This window comes from Paenibacillus sp. TY11, from assembly GCF_059772165.1.
In genome coordinates this window covers 1-20,991 of sequence record NZ_JCBAIQ010000035.1, presented here as the reverse complement: position 1 = coordinate 20,991, position 20,991 = coordinate 1, and the positions used below count along the sequence as shown (strand labels likewise).

Annotated in this window: 9 protein-coding genes and 2 pseudogenes; 7 read left to right on the top strand and 4 right to left on the bottom strand. The window is 47.6% G+C overall.

Annotated features, from left to right (window positions below; genetic code table 11):
* Positions 1-81: 81 nt before the first annotated feature.
* The 3 genes from AC6EJC_RS25185 to AC6EJC_RS25175 all read right to left on the bottom strand — a co-directional run bounded on the left by AC6EJC_RS25185 (position 82) and on the right by AC6EJC_RS25175 (position 4,425).
* On the bottom strand, positions 82-600 hold the full coding sequence (locus tag AC6EJC_RS25185; RefSeq protein WP_444956281.1) for an NAD(P)H-dependent oxidoreductase: 519 nt from the start codon (positions 598-600) through the stop codon (positions 82-84).
* A 169-nt stretch (positions 601-769) separates the two neighbouring features.
* Entirely contained in the window at positions 770-1,894 is a 1,125-nt protein-coding gene (locus AC6EJC_RS25180; RefSeq protein ID WP_444956280.1) for a GGDEF domain-containing protein, read from the bottom strand.
* A 95-nt stretch (positions 1,895-1,989) separates the two neighbouring features.
* Positions 1,990-4,425: a glycoside hydrolase family 94 protein gene (locus AC6EJC_RS25175; RefSeq protein WP_444956279.1), complete on the bottom strand. Its 2,436-nt coding sequence runs from the start codon at positions 4,423-4,425 to the stop codon at positions 1,990-1,992.
* 224 nt (positions 4,426-4,649) lie between these two features.
* Here AC6EJC_RS25175 and AC6EJC_RS25170 point away from each other — a divergent pair, with 224 nt between their 5' ends.
* Both AC6EJC_RS25170 and AC6EJC_RS25165 read left to right on the top strand, forming a co-directional pair.
* Positions 4,650-5,384, top strand: coding sequence for a thioesterase II family protein (locus AC6EJC_RS25170; RefSeq protein WP_444956278.1), 735 nt, complete (start codon positions 4,650-4,652; stop codon positions 5,382-5,384).
* Between the two features lie 19 nt (positions 5,385-5,403).
* Positions 5,404-6,255: a sugar phosphate isomerase/epimerase family protein gene (locus AC6EJC_RS25165; RefSeq protein ID WP_444956277.1), complete on the top strand. Its 852-nt coding sequence runs from the start codon at positions 5,404-5,406 to the stop codon at positions 6,253-6,255.
* Positions 6,256-6,334: 79 nt separating this feature from the next.
* Here AC6EJC_RS25165 and AC6EJC_RS25160 read toward each other — a convergent pair whose 3' ends face one another.
* Positions 6,335-6,703 (bottom strand): DUF423 domain-containing protein, encoded by a 369-nt coding sequence (locus AC6EJC_RS25160; protein ID WP_444956276.1) that lies wholly within the window; start codon positions 6,701-6,703, stop codon positions 6,335-6,337.
* A gap of 316 nt (positions 6,704-7,019) precedes the next feature.
* Between AC6EJC_RS25160 and AC6EJC_RS25155 the strand changes: the two genes are divergently transcribed.
* From AC6EJC_RS25155 to AC6EJC_RS25135, 5 genes and pseudogenes are all read left to right on the top strand, one after another.
* Positions 7,020-9,968: a glycoside hydrolase family 48 protein gene (locus AC6EJC_RS25155; RefSeq protein ID WP_444956290.1), complete on the top strand. Its 2,949-nt coding sequence runs from the start codon at positions 7,020-7,022 to the stop codon at positions 9,966-9,968.
* Positions 9,969-10,103: 135 nt separating this feature from the next.
* The gene (locus AC6EJC_RS25150) at positions 10,104-10,607 is read left to right on the top strand and encodes a ferritin (protein WP_013310291.1); all 504 of its coding nucleotides are present in this window, start codon (positions 10,104-10,106) and stop codon (positions 10,605-10,607) included.
* A gap of 300 nt (positions 10,608-10,907) precedes the next feature.
* On the top strand, positions 10,908-11,456 hold the full coding sequence (locus AC6EJC_RS25145) for a GNAT family N-acetyltransferase (protein WP_444956275.1): 549 nt from the start codon (positions 10,908-10,910) through the stop codon (positions 11,454-11,456).
* A gap of 57 nt (positions 11,457-11,513) precedes the next feature.
* A pseudogene (locus AC6EJC_RS25140) lies at positions 11,514-12,133 on the top strand (LLM class flavin-dependent oxidoreductase); the annotation flags it as partial.
* A 525-nt stretch (positions 12,134-12,658) separates the two neighbouring features.
* A pseudogene (locus AC6EJC_RS25135) lies at positions 12,659-20,991 on the top strand (amino acid adenylation domain-containing protein); the annotation flags it as partial.

Here is a 20,991-nt window from a genome sequence, read left to right as displayed (position 1 = left end):
AGTAAAGCCCCTTGGCTGGAGCTGCCGTCTGCTGTAAAGCAGGTATGGCGGGCGCCGTCCAAGGGGCTTTCTAGTAGAAAATTAAGAAATAACCGTTTGCGCGTATTTTTGTGCGGATTGCTCTAGTTGCTCATCGGTCAATACTGCAGTACCATATTGTACGAAATAAGGGAGCAATTTGACACCAATCAAATGGCCTGTAGCTTCCAGAGGTCTCAACAGTTCTTCGATCGTATACCTGTTCCGTCCGTCATGTTGATAGTTTTCCTCAACGCTGGCAGCAGACAAGGCGATCAATAACTCTTTACCCTGTAGCTTGCCCCCTTCGCTTCCATAAGCCCAGCCGTAGGTTAAAACCTTATCCTGCCATTTTTTCAGCAGGGAAGGAGTGCTATACCAGTAAAGAGGGAATTGCAGAACGATACGGTCATGCTGCTCTAGCAGTTCCTGCTCCTGGACGACGTTGATTTGCTCATCCGGATATACTTCATACAGGTTGTGAACGGTCACGCCGGATTGCTTCTTGAGTTCTTGCACCCATCTTTTGTTAATGCGAGATTCCGCAAGATCAGGGTGAACGACAATAACGAGTGTTGACATATAAAACCATCTCCTTAAAACTTATTTTTTGTAAGTAAATAACCAATGTATATGTAACCATTTTAGTTTCAACTATTAAGATTGTCAACTCTTCTAAATTTTAAACTCTACATACAAAAACTCCGGCAAGCTCATGCCGGAGTCTCATTAAATGAAGTGTTTTTTTACATTAAGCGATATGATTAAGAGCAACAATTTTATTTTTCCCGGAGCGCTTGGCTTGATATAGATAGTCATCTGTTTCCTGAAAAAATACATCTTTGTCTTTGTTCATATCCTCTGTATAGCTTTTCAATCCGATGCTTACGGTTACGGAAACAATTTGCATTTTCTCCTGAAAGGTCATCTTCTCCACTTCACGCCGGATGTTCTCGACGATCTGATAAGCTTCCTCGAAAGTATGCTCGAACATCAAAATAGCAAACTCCTCACCGCCATAGCGGGCCGCAATGTCATTCGCTGTAATCTGTTCTGTAATGATTTGCGAGATGCCTTCCAAAATTTTATCTCCGAACTGATGTCCGTAAGTGTCATTGATCTTTTTGAAATTATCAATATCCACTAACGCCAGATGGATGATCGCGCCTTGTTCGGCATATTCGAGTGCTTTTTCATAAAAGTTTTGAAAGGACAAATGATTGTAGAGGTTCGTCAGACCATCGGTCATTGACATTTTGCTGATAATCGCGTTACTGATCATTAATTCCTGCTGGGCGCGCTTCGTTTTGTACAAATCCACTAACAAATCGCGACCGCTGGCCTGAATAATGAGAGCCATAAAGGTGGACATAATCAAAAATGTTGGAATCGCCACGATATCAAAGTCTGACAAGTAGGTACGGAATGATCCATCTACTGCCAGCAACAGAAAAAAGACGACTACTTGTAATACAAAGGAAAGCCATATTAAGCGACGATTGAAGAACAGGATAGAAGAGAAAATAGGCAACAAGCACAACGCTGTAATAATCCTAATATCATAGTTTAGGCGAATGATCATCCAGCAAATGACGGTGCTCGCCATAAACAGGATGACAAATGAATACTTGTTAAATTTAAAATGGATAATCTCTGCAAGCAAGTTGGAACCACTCATGATTAGCGTGGGAACAATAAGGGTTCCGACGTAAAATCCATAAAGCGAAGTGGGGTAATCAAGAAATAAGTAGCTGCCCAGCTGGACGATAAAATGTACAGCTATAATCATCCAGTACAGTAATAACATTCTACGTACCCAGCGGGCTTGTTTTGTTTTGTAATCCATGGTTTGAGTAAGCCGTTTTGTCTTGTTCATGATGTCACCACACTTAATGTATCTTTAGCCATTCTCGTATTATAAGATACTATGTGGTGAAGTTGAAGCTAATTTTTTTGAAGGACTTGAACTTGTTAGCCCATCAACACTTTTACTTGGTGGATAGCCCCGCCTCCTGCAACCGGCAGAATATTATTCGTAAGGACGGTGCCGTCTACGGTAACTGTAGCTACACCCTTGGAGACATGCTGTGGATTCGTGATATGGATCACGTAGGTATCGCCGCGGAAGACGCGGGTGACTGTGAATTCGTTCCAAGCTGCAGGAATGCACGGATCAATACGCAGACCGTCCCATTCCGGCTGGATACCGAGGATGGATTGAGTAATAGCTATAAAGTTCCATGCTGCTGTACCCGTCAGCCAGGAATTTTTGGCTTCGCCTTCACGAACAGCATCCTTACCCGCAATCATTTGAGCGTACACATACGGCTCGGTGCGGTGAATGTCGCTGATGTCCTCCAGGTAGGCCGGAGCAATTTTGCTATACAGTTCGAAAGCACGATCCCCACGTCCTATTACGGCTTCCGCCATCATAATCCACGGGTTATTGTGACAGAAAATACCCGCATTTTCCTTATACCCGGGAGGGTAAGATGAGATTTCACCCAGATTGATGTAGTAGCGGGAATAAGGCGGATTTTGCAGCACAATGCCATAGGGAGTTTCCAGCCGATCACGTGTTGAATCGAGAGCTTTTTGAGCCAGGCCTTCTTCAACGCCAATTCCTGCCATGACACAAAAGCCTTGAGGTTCAATGAAAATTTGGCCTTCCTCACAATCCTTGCTGCCTATTTTGTCTCCATAATGGTCATAAGCACGTAAGAACCATTCACCGTCAAAACCATGCTCCAATGTGGCTGTTCGCATACGATCTACATGTGCTTGAGCTGTTGCTGCTTCCTCATCCAATCCTCTGCGCTTGCAAAGCTCAACAAAATCCGGTCCTGTATATACGAATAGTCCGGCGATGAACACGGATTCGGCTATTCGGCCCTCCAAATTCTGTGTTGTTTGATAGGACTCATCTGGTGTAGCGGAAAAACAGTTGAGATTCAGACAGTCGTTCCAGTCAGCCCGGCCAATGAGAGGAAGACCATGCGGACCGAGATTGCCCACAACATGGTAAAAAGAACGCTTCAAATGCTCAAACAGCGTAGCCGAATGCTTTACATTCCCGTCAAAGGGCACTTGTTCGTCCAGTATGCCAAAGTCTCCCGTTTCTTTGATATACGCAGCGGTACCGACAATAAGCCACAGCGGATCGTCGTTAAAGCCACCGCCAACCTCGTGATTTCCTTTTTTGGTTAACGGTTGGTACTGATGATAAGCTCCACCGTTTTCAAATTGAGTAGAGGCGATGTCGATAATCCGTTCCCGTGCCCGTTCCGGTATTTGGTGGACGAAGCCGAGCAAATCTTGATTCGAATCCCGGAAGCCCATACCACGTCCGATGCCGGATTCGAAATACGAAGCGGAACGCGACATATTGAACGTAACCATACATTGATACGGATTCCATATGTTCACCATTCGGTTCAGCTTGTCGTCGTGGCTTTGAAGGGTATACTTGGACAGCAGATTGTTCCAATAGGTTCGCAGCTCACTTAAGGCTCGTTCTACATCGGCTTCATCCGCAAACTGTGCAATCATGGCATGTGCCTGTTTTTTGTTAATAACCCCGGGAGACTCCCATTTTTCTTCCTCCGAGTTTTCTACATAACCGAGTACAAAGTTACAGCTTGTTTCTTCGCCCGGCTCCAGCGTTATCTCAATGCAATGCGATCCGACAGGGGACCAGCCGCTGGCAATAGAATTAGAAGCTTGCCCTGCGGTGACTGTCTGAGGCTGATCCAGTCCGTTGTAGAGCCCTAGAAAAGCTTCACGGTCTGTATCATAACCCGCTAGCGGACGATTAGCAGAGAAAAAAGCATAATGATTACGACGTTCACGGTATTCCGTTTTGTGATAAATGACAGAGTCTTGTATTTCGACCTCTCCCGTGTTCAAGTTGCGTTGAAAGTTGGTCATATCGTCATAGGCGTTCCACAGGCAAAATTCCACGAACGAGAAGAGTTTGATCTTTTTAGTCTGTAACGATGTGTTCTGAAGCTTGACCTGATGAACCTCGCCGTCAAAGGATAGAGGCACAAAAGCCAGCTGCGTAGCCCGAATACCGTTCCGTTCCCCCATAATTGAGGTATAGCCAAGTCCATGGCGGCATTCATACTGCTCCAGCTCCCGTTTGACCGGCATCCACCCTGGAGTCCAATAATCCCCGTCATCATAAACATAAAAGTAGCGACCGCCGTTATCGACAGGGATATTGTTGTACCGGTAACGTGTTAAGCGGCGTAAGCGAGCATCCCGGTAAAATACATAGCCGCCGCCAGTGTTGGAGATTAGTCCGAAAAATCGTTCATTGCCTAAATAATTAATCCAGGGATAAGGGGTTTGAGGGGTGTGGATGACATATTCTTGATTAGCATCATCGAAGAAACCGTACTTCATGGCGCAGAACTCCTCTCGAATTGAAAAAATAAAAGGCCCAACACATGATTATATTCAAACATTAAGCCGTTCTTCCTTAAGGAAGACATTTCCTGCTCGAAGCGAGAGATGCTTGATTTCCTCGACCTTTTTTCTTGAATTTGCAAAATATTTGAAATGGGTAAATATCCCTTTTTATGCTAAAATGAAAAAGTTAGGACTCAGCAAGGCAGGAGGTTGCAAGAATGGCACCTATCACATTGTTTTTCATCCCCTATGCCGGCGGATCGGCGTCGGTCAGCTTCAAATGGAAAAAGCTGCTGCATCCGCATATTAAGCTTGTTCCACTGGAATTGGCGGGCAGAGGTATTCGTTCTGGGGAACCGCTAAAGGATAGCATTGAGGAGATGAGCGAAGATCTACTGCACAAGATCAACCAAGAGATAGCCCCCGGCGATCCTTATGCCATATACGGACATAGTATGGGGACGATGATCGCATTCGAGCTGTACTACAAGCTGGTGGCCGGCGGATATGGCAAGCCTGCTCATTTGTTCGTTTCTGGTGGACGGGCACCGCATGTCCCAAGAGATCTCCCGTGGTTACATGATCTGCCCGCAGATCAGTTCAGGACGCATTTGCAGCGGTATGGTCAGCTTTCGGAAGCCATTTTTGACAATCGGGAATTGTACGACTATTTTATGCCGGTGTTAAGAGCGGATTTCAAAGCTGTCGAGATGTATAAGTACATGGCTAAAGCCGTGCCTTTACATTGTCCTATCACCGCTTTGACGGGACTGGCCGATAACACGGTGACCTTGCAAGATGCGGAGGCGTGGGCACAGCATACGGATCAGCATTTTCGCATGTTTACCTTTGATGGGGGACACTTTTTTATTCATGATGAAGTGGAACGGATTACGAATATCATCAATGAGACCTTGGAGCAGAGTGCAGTGACAAGTAGAATACAACAATAAAAACAAGAGGTGATTTTTAGTGACAGTAGGTGTATTGGCACATTTGTTTGGCAAGTTGCCTTATCGCGAATTGGCTGCAAAGGTAGGCGCAGCGGGCTTTACTCATGTCCAGCTGGCTCCGTGGAGAGCAATCAGTGATGTGGATTTTAATAAACCGGGCAAGTTCAACCCCGGATTGGCACTGTCTATCGCAGAGGAATTTCGTAAGCATGGAGTATCTATATCAGTGCTCGGGTGCTATCTGCATTTTTTTGTACAGGATGAGGAATTGCTGCGTGAAAATGTAGAGCGCTTCAAAGAACTGATCCGATATGCGGGTCTGTTAGGAGCACCGATGGTTGCAGCTGAAGTCGGACGCAATGAGGATGGTACCGCCTATACGGAACGAGACTGGAGAGTTGTAAAGGAAGTTGTACGTGAATTAGCAGATGAAGCGGAGAAGTGGGGCGTATTCGTAGGATTGGAAGCTGCTAACGATCATTTGGTCGGAACAGCCGTAGAGCTGGCTACCTTTCTGGAGGAAGTACCATCTTCCCACATCGGTGTTGTGATTGATCCAGGTAATCTGCTGAAAACGGAAAACCTGGCGCAGCAGGATGAGATCATCCGCGAAGCTTTCCAACTGTTGGGACCTCGGATTATCGCAGCGCACGCCAAAGACCGGCGTTTGTCATCGTCAGGTGAGATTGAGACGGTACCGCCGGGTTTTGGTGACATGAACTATGGCCTGTATATGGAACTGCTGGAACAGTACAAGCCGGGGGTCCATATTATTATGGAAGCTGCTCAGGAGCATGAGATGGCTGAATCCAAACGCTATATCGAAGGTCATCGGTTAGCGGCTCAGCAGCAAAAAGTACACACAAAGTAATATTATTCTTTCATATTCGGGAATTGTTCAGGAGATTTGGAAGCGTCTACTTTTCCAAGTCTCTTTTCTTTATCATTGTTTAGCCTTGCACAACCGCCACAATAACAATCACCCAGCTTGCCAAAAAAGCCAGCCCGCCAATCGGGGTGATTGCTCCAAGCTTTTTCACACCGGACACGCTAAGGGCATACAGACTGCCGGAAAACAGGAGAATGCCCACCAGCATAACCCAGCCTGCGGTTACGATGAGAGAAGTATGGACAAGGTTGCCTGCAAGAACTCCAAGCAGCAGCAAACCCAGTCCGTGTGCGATTTGATATTGAATACCTGTCTGGAATATGCTCATCATGTCTGCGGAAAGTCTTTTTTTCAATGCATGTGCCCCGAACGCTCCCAGAGCTACGGCTAAAAACATCACGATACAACCAAGCAATAGCAAAATTTTCATGTTTTAACGCCTCCTTGTGAAATAGTACCGATTTGAAGCGATTTCGTCAATCTTCCAAGTTAAACTCCAAACATATTGAATTTTTCGACTCCCATTTGTCAGCTAATATGTTATATTTTCCCCAGGGCCAATGTGAAGAATTTGGAGCTATGGACAGCGCGTCCTCCACCTTTTTTATGGGAAAGTGAGGTGATGGTGCTGTCTTTTTGTGCTATCGTTTTTCGGAACAAAATCTTGTGCAGGGCCAAAATTGATAATGGAGAGGATGAATGCAAAAGTGATCAGAAGAAAATCTGTGTTCAGGAAATCTGTCTCTATGGTCATGTCAGCTGTTTTGATACTTCCGCTAACCTTGGGCATATTTCAGGCTGAACCTGATCGTGCATCGGCTGCAACACCGGAATCGACACGCTTTCTTCAATTGTATAAACAACTGAAGGACCCGGCCAGTGGATATTTTTCAAAGGAAGGCATTCCTTATCACTCCGTTGAAACACTCATGAGTGAGGCCCCGGACTACGGACACTTAACGACCTCGGAAGCCTATAGCTACTGGATGTGGCTGGAAGTTTTGTATGGTCATTATACCGGGGATTGGGAACATTTGGAATCCGCTTGGGACAACATGGAGAAATACATTATTCCCGTTAATGAAGGGGATGGCAAGGAAGAACAGCCTACGATGAGCAACTACAACCCCAATAGCCCCGCCACCTATGCAGCAGAGTATCCGCAGCCTGATCAATATCCAAGCCGTCTGAGTGGTCAGTATAGTGGTGGAAAGGACCCGCTGGATGCAGAGCTGAAGGCGACCTATGGCAACAATCAGACTTATCTGATGCATTGGCTGCTAGACGTGGATAATTGGTATGGCTTTGGAAATCTGCTGAATCCGTCGCATACGGCGACCTATGTGAACACCTTCCAACGCGGGGAACAGGAATCGGTCTGGGAGGCCGTCCCGCATCCATCGCAGGATAATCAAAAATTTGGTAAAACTAATGAAGGCTTCATGAGCCTGTTCACCAAGGAAAACAATGCTCCTGCACAGCAATGGCGCTACACGAATGCCACCGATGCGGATGCACGGGCAGTTCAAGCGATGTACTGGGCTAAAGAACTGGGATATGACAATCCGGTATATTTGGATAAAGCGAAAAAGATGGGAGACTATTTACGCTACGGTATGTACGATAAATACTTCCAAAAAATCGGGAGCGCTTCCAACGGAACGCCAACCGCGGGTTCCGGCAAGGATGCCAGCCATTATCTGATGGCATGGTATACGTCATGGGGCGGCGGATTGGGCCAAAGCGGCAACTGGGCTTGGCGGATTGGCGCCAGCCATGCGCATCAGGGCTACCAGAATGTCGTTGCAGCCTACGCCTTATCCGACAAGGATGGCGGATTAATACCGAATTCACCAACGGCGGGACAGGACTGGGCGACCTCGCTGAAGCGCCAGCTGGAGTTCTATACATGGCTGCAATCCGATGAGGGAGCCATTGCAGGTGGGGCAACAAATAGCTGGGATGGTGCTTACAAGGCGTATCCTTCCGGCACGAGCACCTTCTATGGAATGGCTTATACAGGCGCTCCCGTATACCAAGATCCCCCATCCAACAACTGGTTTGGGATGCAGGCTTGGCCTGTCGAGCGGGTTGCCGAGCTGTATTATATTTTAGCCAAGAAGGGCGATACTTCATCCGATCAGTTTAAAATGGCTAAGCAAGTGACAGAAAACTGGGTAGCGTGGTCCAAGAGCTATGCATTTGCCAACGAACGTCCTGTGACTGACGCACAGGGATACTATTTGGACGCTCAAGGCAAGCGTATTCTGGGTGGTAAAAATCCGAAGGTAGCCACTACAGCGGCTAAAGGCGAGTTCTGGCTGCCAGGCAATCTGGAATGGAGCGGGAAGCCAGATACCTGGAGCGGATTAGCCGGCCATAAGGGCAATGCCAATCTGCATGTCGTAACGAAAACCCCGGGACAGGATGTGGGGGTGCTGGGCAGCTATGTTAAAGCGCTTACTTTCTTTGCTGCCGGAACGAAAGCTGAAAAAGGAGACTATTCCGAACTAGGCAAGGAAGCCAAGGATCTGTCCAAAGCTTTGCTTGATGCTGCATGGGGCTATAACGATGGTGTAGGCATTGCAGCGAAGGAACCGCGTGACGAATATTATCGTTATTTCACGAAAGAAGTGTATATTCCGAACGGCTGGACTGGAAAAACGGGACAAGGCAACACGATCCCTGGAGCAGATGCTACAGCCTCCGATCCGTCCAAGGGCGGCAATGGTACGTATTCCAGCTATACCGACATTCGGCCTAACATTACGAAGGACCCACAATGGTCCTACCTTAAGGATAAATACACGTCCTCCTGGAACAATCAGACGAAAAAATGGGATAAGGGTGCTCCAGAATTTACGTATCACCGTTTCTGGTCTCAAGTGGATATGGCGACAGCTTATGCCGAGTATGACCGTCTCATTAACGGTAGTGGACCAGCCGAGCCGACAGCTCCCAAAGCTCCGGCAAATGTGAAGGCAAGCGCTGGGGATGCTCAGGTTACACTAACCTGGAGCAAAGCGACGGGTGCCGATAGCTACACGATCAAGCGCTCTACAACCAGTGGTGGCCCATATGCCACGGTAGCAACGGTAACAGACAGCACTTACAAGGATACAGGAGTGGTGAATGAAACCACTTATTATTATGTAGCCAGTGCGACTAATTCTTTGGGAACGAGCCCGGATTCTGCCGAGGTCAGCGCCAAGCCGACAGCAGCGCCGATTCCGGCAACAGGAGATATGATTGCCCAATACCGCGTGGGCGACTCGAACCCGACAGATAATCAGATTCGTCCGCTGTTCCGTGTAGTCAACAAGGGGAAAGAGGCTGTCGATCTGAAAAATGTCAAGCTACGGTACTACTTTACTGTAGACGGAGATAAGCCGCAGGAATTCCATTGTGACTTTGCACAAGTGGGTAGCAGCAACGTTCAGGGACGTTTTGTGAAACTGGATAAAGCTGTTGCGGGTGCGGATTATTACCTGGAAATCTCGTTTGGAGCAGGTGCGGGAAGTCTGGCAGCAGGGGCAGACACAGGTGATATTCAGATTCGCATGAACAAGACGGACTGGAGCAACTATAACGAAAGTGATGATTTTTCCTATGATGCGACCACAACGTCTTATACAGATTGGGACAAAACGCCTCTGTATATGAACGACAAGCGCATCTGGGGTCTGGAGCCTTGAATGTAAAATAATCTTGGATGATGCGGGCGCAATGGGAGCGTGCAAAAAACTCACATTGCGCTCGTTTTTGTTATCGGATTCGTGGTACACTATGATCGTTACATCACTACATACATGACCGAGGTGACCTGAGACATGAATGACAATTTGGCACAGGCTCTGAATGAGCAAATGAACTTTGAATTTTACTCCGCTCACGTATATCTGGCGATGGCTGCTTATTGCTCCAGTGAAAGTCTGGATGGGTTTGCAAACTTCTTCCTGGTACAAGCTGAGGAGGAACGGTTTCATGCCATGAAACTGTATAAATACATCAATGACCGTAGAGGACGCGCCACATTGGCAGCATTACCGGAGCCCAAAAACAGCTATGATTCCATGTTGGACGTATTTGAGCATGGCTACAAGCATGAGCAGCAAAACACACAGAAATTTTATCATTTGGCTGACTTGGCCCTGGATGGACGCGAGCATGCAACGATCCATTTCCTGAAATGGTTTATTGATGAGCAAGTCGAAGAGGAAGCCCTGTTCGACAGTGTTATCCAGAAGCTTAAGCGCATTGAAAGAGACAGTAACGCTTTTTATATGCTGGACAGCGAGTTTGCCAAACGCAGCTTTACAGCCCCTGCGGAATAACAAAGCATACATGTTGCGTATGAATGCCAGGGATATGGCCAGCATGTTATTAGTCTAGAAAGTAAAGGAGCCCGGATTTCGGGCTTTTTTGCGTTGACTTTGATTTTGATTTTAATTCACGGAATTTCCATCTTTCAAGGGGTATTGTTATATTAAATGGAGTTATAGAAAAAATTAATTTGTTGCTGGATGTTAAGCATGCTACAGTAATGTTAACTTTTTATATCTGATTAAATATATAGGATTAGTTAAGTAGTGATTTACGAGTTGTATAACAACACTATAGGGAGGCGGGTTAGTATGAGCGAAATCTATCGTCTGGCACTCCAAGAGGACGCAGAAAGATTGCAGTATGTGACGTATGAGGCGTATGAAACAATTCGGCAGTTGGAGCTTCAATGGCCTGCCGCTCAGGCAGACGTTGCTCTCATTCAAGAAAACATTAAAAATAATGATTGCTATGTGCTGGAGGTCGATGGTGTCATTCAAGCTACCGTTAGCCATCTGAAAAATAGAGCCCTTGATTTTATAACCGATCTACCGTTTGTGATGTGGTTTGCCGTGGACCCGGCTGCTCAGGGCAAAGGATATGGAAAAAAACTGCTGAACTGGGTAGAGCAAACGATTATTTGTGATCAGGTGGGAGCTCCTGCAGTGACACTGGCGACAGCGGAAAAGCATCCCTATTTGCTATCCATGTATGAGCGGTGGGGATATGAACGTATCCATGCTTTTGACCATGGAACAGGGGACGGGACGATGCATTTACTGCGTAAAGTGGTGAATCCTGAATTATTCTCCACCTACATTCGTGAAAAAAATGAAGCCGAGACTGCTAACCGAAATTAGACCAGATCACCGGGAACGGACGAAGCCGATTCGTTAGCCGAAAGGGGCTTGGAGCGAATGAAGTTTGTATTGTTCAGCCTAATGGCTAATCTGCCTAATGCGATTACCGGAGAAACCTGGAGTTCGCAGCAAAAATTCCAAAATGTAATCAAGCAGGCTGTGCTCGCAGAGGAGCTTGGTTTTGATGCGTATGGTGTGGGGGAGCGGCATGGTGCGCCTTTTCTTGTCGTCTTCGCCTCCGCTGGTTCTGAACGGCTCTGAAGTGAGGAAGAAGTCACGTGGGAGGGCAACTATCGATCCCGTTGCATCAGGTCACGACACAGCCTCGCCCCTACCAACTGCAAATTCCAATATGGCATGGTAGTGCCTCCAGCACATTATCGACAGAGCTGGCTGCTCAATACAGAAAATAGTTATTTTTCTCAAATTCTTTCCATCCTCAGGCAAAGTATAAAGCGTTAATTGATCATTACCGTGAACGGCTGGCTTATTACGGTCATGACCCGGCTCAGGCTGTAATTGGTGCCGGAGTCGGGAGTTTGTATCTGGCGGATACGGACGAGGAAGCGATCAGGCGCTATCGCCCATATTATGATACCTACCACTCGACGGTGGCCGTTCAGCATAATCAATCTCCGTTTACAAGTTTGGAGGACAATATCCGCAACGGTCCAGTATATGCATGAATAATTTCCATATAATTACTTGTTTTAAAAAAGAAAAACATTGACAGTTATGGAATACTTACTTTATTATGTTAGTGAAGTGTTATATATATGACGCTTTTTTTGTTTAGAATAACCACCTTGTATGACTCCCATATTTCATTATTAAGTTCATCTATGATGCTGAAATATTAAGTTTTTAATTACATATTTCAGTCCACTCAAATTCACAACCCCCCTAAGATTACACACTTAATTTGTTTCCTTTCGCTCACACCACGAAATGCGATTTGTAATCCTATGAACGTTCAACAATCTTCTGTTCTTTTGTTGCTAGGGCTGTCTCGATACATATACATGTCAATATATGTGCCTCAAGGCATTTTTTGTGTTTAATACTGGAATCAGCACTTATTTCTTTGCGTTTTTTGTCATTTACTCCGTGTCTATATGTACGAGATTGGAACCATTCTGTCATTTGTCGCAGACGTATGCTGGACTGGCTTATGAAAACTCAGTGGTAAAGGGGATATAAATATGGGGAATGAACATCCGACGGCGGGATCGGTAATGGATCAGCATCAATCATCTATTCGCCAAAAGTTAGCGAAAATGATCGGAAATGTGTCCCAGCTTAGTCTGGGAGAATTGGAGCCGCAAGTACATTTTTTGGAGCTTGGATTGGATTCCATTAATTTGTCCCAAGTCCGTCATAGCATCAAGGATACATTTGGATTGGACATTCCAATGAATGAGTTTTTTGAAACACTAACCAACTTGGAGCTGTTAACGAGTTATGTCGCTGAACGGGTGGTTATCTCTACAGATTCTCCAAATGAAATTGTGTTGGAAAACCATTTGGAAGCTCCCTTCATTTTAAATAAGCAGCATTTGAACGAGCAGACGGTACCTGATGTATTTCAAACATATCGTCAAGCGGATTTTCCAGCATCCACGTCAATTCATTCAGCAGAGCCGACAGAGGTTCAAAGCTTCCAGGGGGCTGCTTCTTCTATGGGTCTGGAACGGATTTTGGAGCAACAGCTTCACCTGATGTCACAGCAGCTTGATGTCCTACGGTACAGTAACTCTGCTCCTGTGGCAGATTCCGCTACATTCCAGACGATAATATCACCTTCGGTGTCAGTCGACGGAGAAAAGAGCGGGCTGGTTCGAGCAGAAGTTAAGCAAGAGGTCGCCGCCTCTCAGGTATCCGCTTTATCTACCCCAATTGACTCAAAACAGACTGATTCCAAACCCAAGTCGTTCACACCATACAAAAATCTGGATGTTAAAACGCGCGAATTGCTTACGAACCGTCAGGAACAACATCTGCAAGAGCTGATTGAGCGCTACACAGCCCGTACGCGTAGCACCAAACAGTACACCCAGCAATATCGCTCCGTATACGCCAATAACCGCAATGTGGCTGGTTTCCGGCCTGTTTTGAAGGAAATGGTGTATCAAATTGTATCCCAACGCGCCGATGGTTCAAAAATTTGGGATCTGGACGGCAATGAATATGTCGACTTGACGATGGGCTTTGGTGTGAATCTGTTCGGACACAATCCAGCCTTTATTCGTGAAAAAATTGAGGAAGAGCTGAAGAACGGCATGTGTGTCGGCCCCATGTCCAACATGGCCGGACAGGTCGCCGAGCGAATATGCAAGATGACCGGCGTGGAACGGATTGCCCTGTATAATTCCGGCACCGAGGCCGTCATGGTCGCGCTCCGTTTGGCACGTGCTGCCACAGGACGAGCTAAAGTTGTCATTTTTGCTGGCTCGTATCACGGTACATTCGACGGGGTGTTGGCACTGGGGAGCGCGGGTGATAACAAGGAGCATTCGACACCTCTAGCTCCAGGTATCTTGCAGCATATGGTGGACGATGTCGTCGTGCTTCATTATGGGGCGGACGATTCCCTGGATTATATCCGCACCCATGCACATGAACTGGCCGCAGTTATAGTGGAGCCGGTGCAAAGCCGTCGACCAGATTTTCAGCCTAAAGCCTTTTTGCAGGAAATTCGCCAGATAACGGAGCAGTCGGGTACTGCCTTCATTTTTGATGAAGTCATCACAGGCTTCCGGATTCAGCCTGGAGGGGCCCAAGCGTGGTTTGGGGTGCAAGCCGACCTCGTGACCTACGGTAAAATCATTGGCGGCGGGCTGCCCATCGGCATCGTAGCCGGAAAAGCCGCCTTTATGAACGGGATCGACGGAGGCACATGGAGCTTCGGGGATGATTCCTATCCGCAGCATGAGCAGCAGCGAACCTTTGTCGCAGGAACCTTCTGCCACCATCCGCTGGCAATGGCTGCATCCTTAGCGGTGCTGGACCATTTGGAGAAAAATGGCGAGCAACTGCAAAATCGCTTGAACAGCCGCACCTCGGCGTTAGCAGCGGAGCTGAACAGCTATTTCACAGACGAACACGTACCTATGAAGGTCGTTCACTATGGCTCCCTATTCCGCTTCGTGCTCAAAGGCGATCTGGAATTGTTCTTTTATCACATGCTGGACAAAGGCATTTATATCTGGGAGGGACGAAACTGCTTCTTGTCCACGGCCCATACCGAGGAAGATATTGCGCGAATCGTACAAGCGGTCAAGGATAGCGTGAATGAGCTGCGTAAAGGGGGATTTTTACCGGACCCGCCCCCGAATGGAAACGGCCCGGGGCCAGATAAGCAATCTGTATCCGTATCTCTTGGGTCCGAAGCAGTGGGTGTTCCAGAAAGTGTGATTGCGCTGACTCCAGACCAAAAGCAGCTTTGGTTCGCCTCCGTCTCGGAACGAAGCGACTCTCAAGCCTTACACGAAACGGCCTTGCTACGGTTTCGCGGACCATTTCAACCGGAGATTTTCACCGGGGCAATCCGTACCATTATGAGCCGCCATGAAGCTCTACGCACCTTCATAAGCCCCGATGGGGAGACACAGGTAGTTGCTTCTGTGATGAACATCGAGGTACCGCTGCATGATTTCACAGGCTTCCCTTCGGATCAACAGGAACAGCACATCCAAACATGGATGATTGAGGACAGCACCATGCCATTCCCTTTCACACCGGATGAGCCGCTATTCCGTGTTCAATTGCTGAAAACATCGGAGCAGGAACACCTTGGTGTGTTTACCTTCCATCATTTGATTGCCGATGGCTGGTCGATGGGTGTATTCATACAGGAGCTGGAACAGATCTACTCCGCACAGGTTCGCCATGAAGCGGTTACTTTACCCGCTCCAGTACCTTTTCGGGATTATGCCGCTTGGCAGCAAGATGAGCTGAGGACGGGGGGAGAGGAAGCCGTCGCTTTTTGGTCGACCGTACTGGAGAAGTCTTTGCCTGTTCTAGATCTGCCTTCCCCAGTACGTGGAATACAGGCTCCATCCTCCAACGGAAGCCGACATACCGTTATTCTTGAAGCGCCACTCGTCAAACAATTGAGAACAACCAGCATCAAGCTCGGCAGCAGTCTGTTCGTCACCTTGCTATCGGCATTTCAAATTTTTCTGCATCGGCTGACAGGACAGCAAGAAATAACTGTTAACGTGCCTACGGCGGGACAATCACACATGGACACCTTCTCTCTGATCGGCAATTGCGTCAACTTGCTTCCAGTCATTGGCAAGGTGCGTCCTGAGATTACTTTTAGTGAATATACTGAAGTGATCAAAAAGCGAATGTATGAACTGGAGGCTTACCAAAAATACAGCTTTGCCGGATTGGCTCAACTGGGACTAAAGCATCTGCCTGTGATGAATGTTGTATTTAATATGGATCGGCCGATTCCGCGTTTTCAATTCCATCAACTGGATGTCGAAGTGCTTGAAAACGCAGTAGCTTTCAGCAAATATGAGTTGTTTTTGAACGTCACGGAGGTACAGAAGCAATTACGTCTGGATTTTGAATTTAATACGGATCTTTTTGAGGTAGTCACGATTAAAGAATGGGCTGGATATTTCATCCATCTGCTGCATTCCATCGTAGCGGACGAGAGAAACCGTGTTTCCTCACTATCTTTACTTCGTGGCCCGGACAAGGAACAGCTTCTAGCTACTTGGGCTGCGAACGCAGACATCCACGGTAATTATCCTTGCGTTCTCGATGCGTACAAGCAGCCAGCTCCTGCCGGAACAGCGGGGGAAGTGTATCAAGTCTCGGCAGACGGAGGTTTATTGGGTACAACTCGGGAATGGGCTTATGTCAAAACTGGAGGCAAGTTACAGCATATTGGTCACTTGAACCGGATGATCCACATTCGCGGGCACCAGGTCAATCTGGAGCAACTGGAGAAATACTTGCTGCAAACATTCCAATTGGAGGCCTGCGTCATTACGCCACAAATGGATGAAGCTGGAGAAGTTTCTTATGTAACGGCTTATGTGGTGGCAAGTGCATCAACTCCTTACGAAGAAGTCGAATTGAAGCAGGCTGTGAATGAAACATTTCCGGATTATACGCAGCCCCGTTTTTGGATTCTAATGGATCGGATTCCTCTCCTGCCCGATGGACAGCCGGATTTGCAGGCTCTGCCGGAGCCGGGACAGTCCAGTCTTTTTACGCCAAAAGATGCTGACTCTAAGGTGCGTGCCGTAGAGGATCAGCTCGTTACTATTTGGAAGGATGTTTTGAATGTACATGAAGTCCGCCGTCACGATAACTTTTTCCAACAGGGTGGGGATTCGTTAAAAGCGACGGTCATTCTCTCCAGAGTGAGCAAGGAGTTGGGTGTACAGATTCCACTTGGCCATATTTTTGAACTGCAAACAATTGCGGAGCTGGCTACCTATGTGGCTGGAGGAACCAAACAGACGTATGAACCGATTGTACCCGTAGCATCCCAACCTTTTTATCCGGTCTCTTCATCCCAAAAAAGGATGTACGTACTGGATCAATTCGGAGGCGGAACGGCCTATCATGTATCCGGTCAGCTTCGCATCGAAGGTAATCTGGAGGTTAGCCGATTTATTGAGGCTGTTCAGGAAGTTGTTATACGTCATGATTCCTTTCGGACGTATTTTGAGCTGGAAGACGGGGAAGTCGTACAAAAAGTTCAGGACACGATACCGTTTGATATCCCGTTCTCCCGAATCACCAAGGAAGAAGCAGTACAGGCGCAAGCTTTGTTTGTTCAGCCTTTTGACTTGAGGACAGCGCCTTTGTTCCGCGCCGAGCTGTTCGAAGTTATTCAGAGCGGCTTCGTTCTGCTAGTGGATATGCATCATATTATTGCGGACGGTTTCTCTATGGCTGTGCTGCTGGAGGAGATCATTCAGCGTTATCAGGGTAGACAGCTTGCCCAGATTCGGCTTCATTACAAGGACTTTGTCGCTTGGCATAACGAGCAAATCACGGGTAGCTTATCACAAACGGATGAAACGTTCTGGCTCGAATCCTTGAATGGGGAACTTCCTGTACTGAACATGCCTACGGACTTTCCGCGTCCGCAAACCCAAAGCTTTGAAGGAGATAGCTTCACTTTCACGTTAGAACTTGAAATGACGCATGCGCTCTACAAGCTAGCTCAAGATACCGAATCGACGATCTTCATGGTACTTTTGGCGGCGTATAACGTTCTGTTAGGAAAATATTCGGGTCAAGAGGATATTCTCGTTGGTTCTCCTGTTGCCGGAAGACGGCATGCAGACACACAAGCGATGATTGGCCTGTTCGTAAATACACTCGTTTTCCGTAACCAGCCGCAGTCGACTTTATCGTTTCAATCCTTTTTGCAGGAGGTCAAGCAAAGCTCGCTATCGGCACTGGAGCATCAGGACTATCCGTTTGACAAGCTGGTAGACAAGCTGGAGCTGGTTCGAGATTTAAGCCGAAATCCGGTGTTCGATACGATGTTCAGTTTGCAAAATGTCGGCACAGATGTTTTGGAGGCCGGAGGCATCCGTTTTATACCGGAAGAATTGAACGCTAACATATCCAAAGTTGATTTTTCATTACATGTGACTGAGGAAAAAGATCGGTTATCTTTCACTTGGGAGTATGGCACGAAGCTGTTTAAGCCGGAGACGATTCAACAGATGGCGAAGCATTTTGTGCGAATTTTGGAGACGGTGACGCAGGATGTTGGTGTCACTTTGGCTGATATTGATATCGTATCGGATGAGGAGAAGCATTTACTTGTGTCCGGGTTCAATGATACAGCCGTACCTTTCCCGCAGGGTGAAACGCTGCATGAGCAGTTTGAAAAACAGGTTGCGAAAGCGCCAGAGCGGTTGGCATTGGTATTCGGGGATGAACAACTGACCTATCGGGAGTTGAATGAACGGGCCAATCAATTGGCTCGCATGTTACGTAGTCACGGTGTAACGAGAGACCATTTGGTTGGTTTGATGACGGAGCGCTCGGTGGATATGATCGTTGGAATATTCGGTATTTTAAAGGCCGGGGGCGCGTATGTGCCAATTGATCCGCTGTACCCAGAAGAGCGTATCCGCTACATGCTGGACGACTCGGGAGCAGAGCTGCTGTTAACGCAAAGTCACTTGGTGGAAAATGTAGCCTTCGACGGCAAGGTGCTGGTGTTGAACGCGGAGCAGGCTGCATATACAAAATCACAGCCGGATACGCAAAATGAGACGATTCAGGAGCACCGGATTTATACCTCCGTGTATCATGAGGACGGCTCGAACCTGGAACCGATATCCGGGCCGAACGATCTGGCCTACATGATTTATACCTCAGGAACGACCGGGCAACCGAAAGGGGTCATGATTGAACAAAGCAATGTAATCAATTTGATCCATGCTTTGTCTGAGCGTGTGTACAGCCGCTATGATCACTCTTTACACGTGGCGTGGCTGTCAGCGTATGTGTTTGACGCCTCGGTACAGCAAATTTTTGCAAGTCTGCTGTTGGGTCATGCCCTGCACATTGTTGCGCGTGATATCAGTCTGAATGGCGAACAGCTTATCGCATACTATCGTGAACATCAGATCGACCTGTCAGATGGTACGCCAGCGCATTTGTACATTTTGAACGAAATAGCCACGGCAACAGAAGCGCCTGGAGTGAAGCATTACCTGATCGGCGGCGAAGCGCTGTCCGTACAGTTAGTGAACGGATTTTTGCATAAATGGTCCGGGTATCAGCCTGTAATCACGAATGTGTATGGCCCGACTGAAACGACGGTGGATGCAACCGCTTATACAATTGAAGATGCAGAAGACCTGAATGTACTTCTAGATAAAGGAGTGCACACACTTTCCATCGGAACTCCGCTGACCAACAACTCGGTGTATGTTCTGGATGCCCGGCACAAGCTGGTTCCGATGGGTGTTGCCGGTGAGCTGTATATCGGCGGGGCTGGTGTAGGACGTGGTTATCTGAACTTGCCGGTCCTGACGGCAGAGAAGTTTATTCCCAATCCGTTCATCGAAGAAGAGAATCAACGAGCTACAGGATTACTAACAACTCGCGCCAACAGAATGTACCGGACGGGTGACCTTGCGAAATGGCTGCCGGATGGCACGATTGAGTACTTGGGTCGGATTGATCATCAAGTGAAGATTCGAGGCTATCGGATTGAGCTGGGTGAGGTGGAGGCGCATTTGCTGAAGGTAGAGGCTGTGCAAGAGGTCATTGTGCTGGCTCATCCCGACGAACAGGGACAACATCAGCTCGTTGCCTACTATGTAGCGGAACGGGAAGTAAGTGCCAGTGAATTGCGTGGCTTACTGGGCAAAGAGCTTCCGAATTACATGGTGCCTTCATACTTCGTGCAGCTGGAGCACATGCCGCTGACTCCAAACGGTAAAATTGACCGCAAGGCGTTGCCTGTACCGGACGGAAGTTTGCAAACGGGAGCCGATTATATCGCGCCGCGTACGTGGGTGGAATCGAAGCTGACGCAAATTTGGCAGGATGTACTGGGTCTGGAGCAAGTCGGCGTGAAAGAAAACTTTTTCGAAATTGGCGGACACTCATTACGTGCGACCACACTGGTCTCCAAGATTCACAAAGAACTGAACAAATCACTTCCGCTGCGCATCATTTTTGAAGCGCCGACGATTGAACAGCTAGCAGCGGTTATTGAAAATCTGGATCAAGTGACGTATGCGTCCATTTCAGTAACGGTAGCAAGCAGCTTCTACCCGCTGTCCTCCGCGCAAAAAAGGATGTATGTTCTGCAACAGCTGGATCCCCATGATGTGAACTACAACATGCCTGCCGTGTTCCAGGTAAGCGGCCCGCTGGATGTAAACCGAATGGAAGAAGTATTCCGTCAGTTGATCTTACGCCATGCAACCCTTCGCACCCGCTTTGAAATGGTGAACAGCGAGCCGATGCAGCAAATCCAAGATAACGTATCGTTCGAGGTGGAGTACGTGAAGGCGCAGGCAGGGTATGACGTAACATATCCAGCAGTTGAACGACAAACCTACGTGGAAGTTTTAAATCGTGATACAGCACAGGAGCAATATGCATCGGTGTCTGAGCTGCTTGTAAGCAGGAAAGTACAAGAATGTGTTCAACGCTTTGTGCGTCCATTTGATCTGCAAGCCGCTCCGCTGCTGCGGGTAGCCTTGATGGATTTGAGCGTACAGGGAATAGAAGAAGAACCGCAGTATCTGTTAATGCTCGATATGCATCATATTATCTCGGACGGTGTGTCGACGGGTGTGCTGACCCGCGAATTTGCTCGCTTATATAGCGGCGAAGAACTACCCCCATTGCGGATTCAATACAAGGATTATGCCGTTTGGCAACAAAGTAAAGCACGGCAAGATTGGATTAAACGTCAGGAAGCATACTGGCTGAATACCTTTAGAGGTGATCTGCCTGTACTGAACTTGCCAACCGACTTTACACGTCCTGCAGTACGAAGCACGGCAGGCGCTACGGTGGT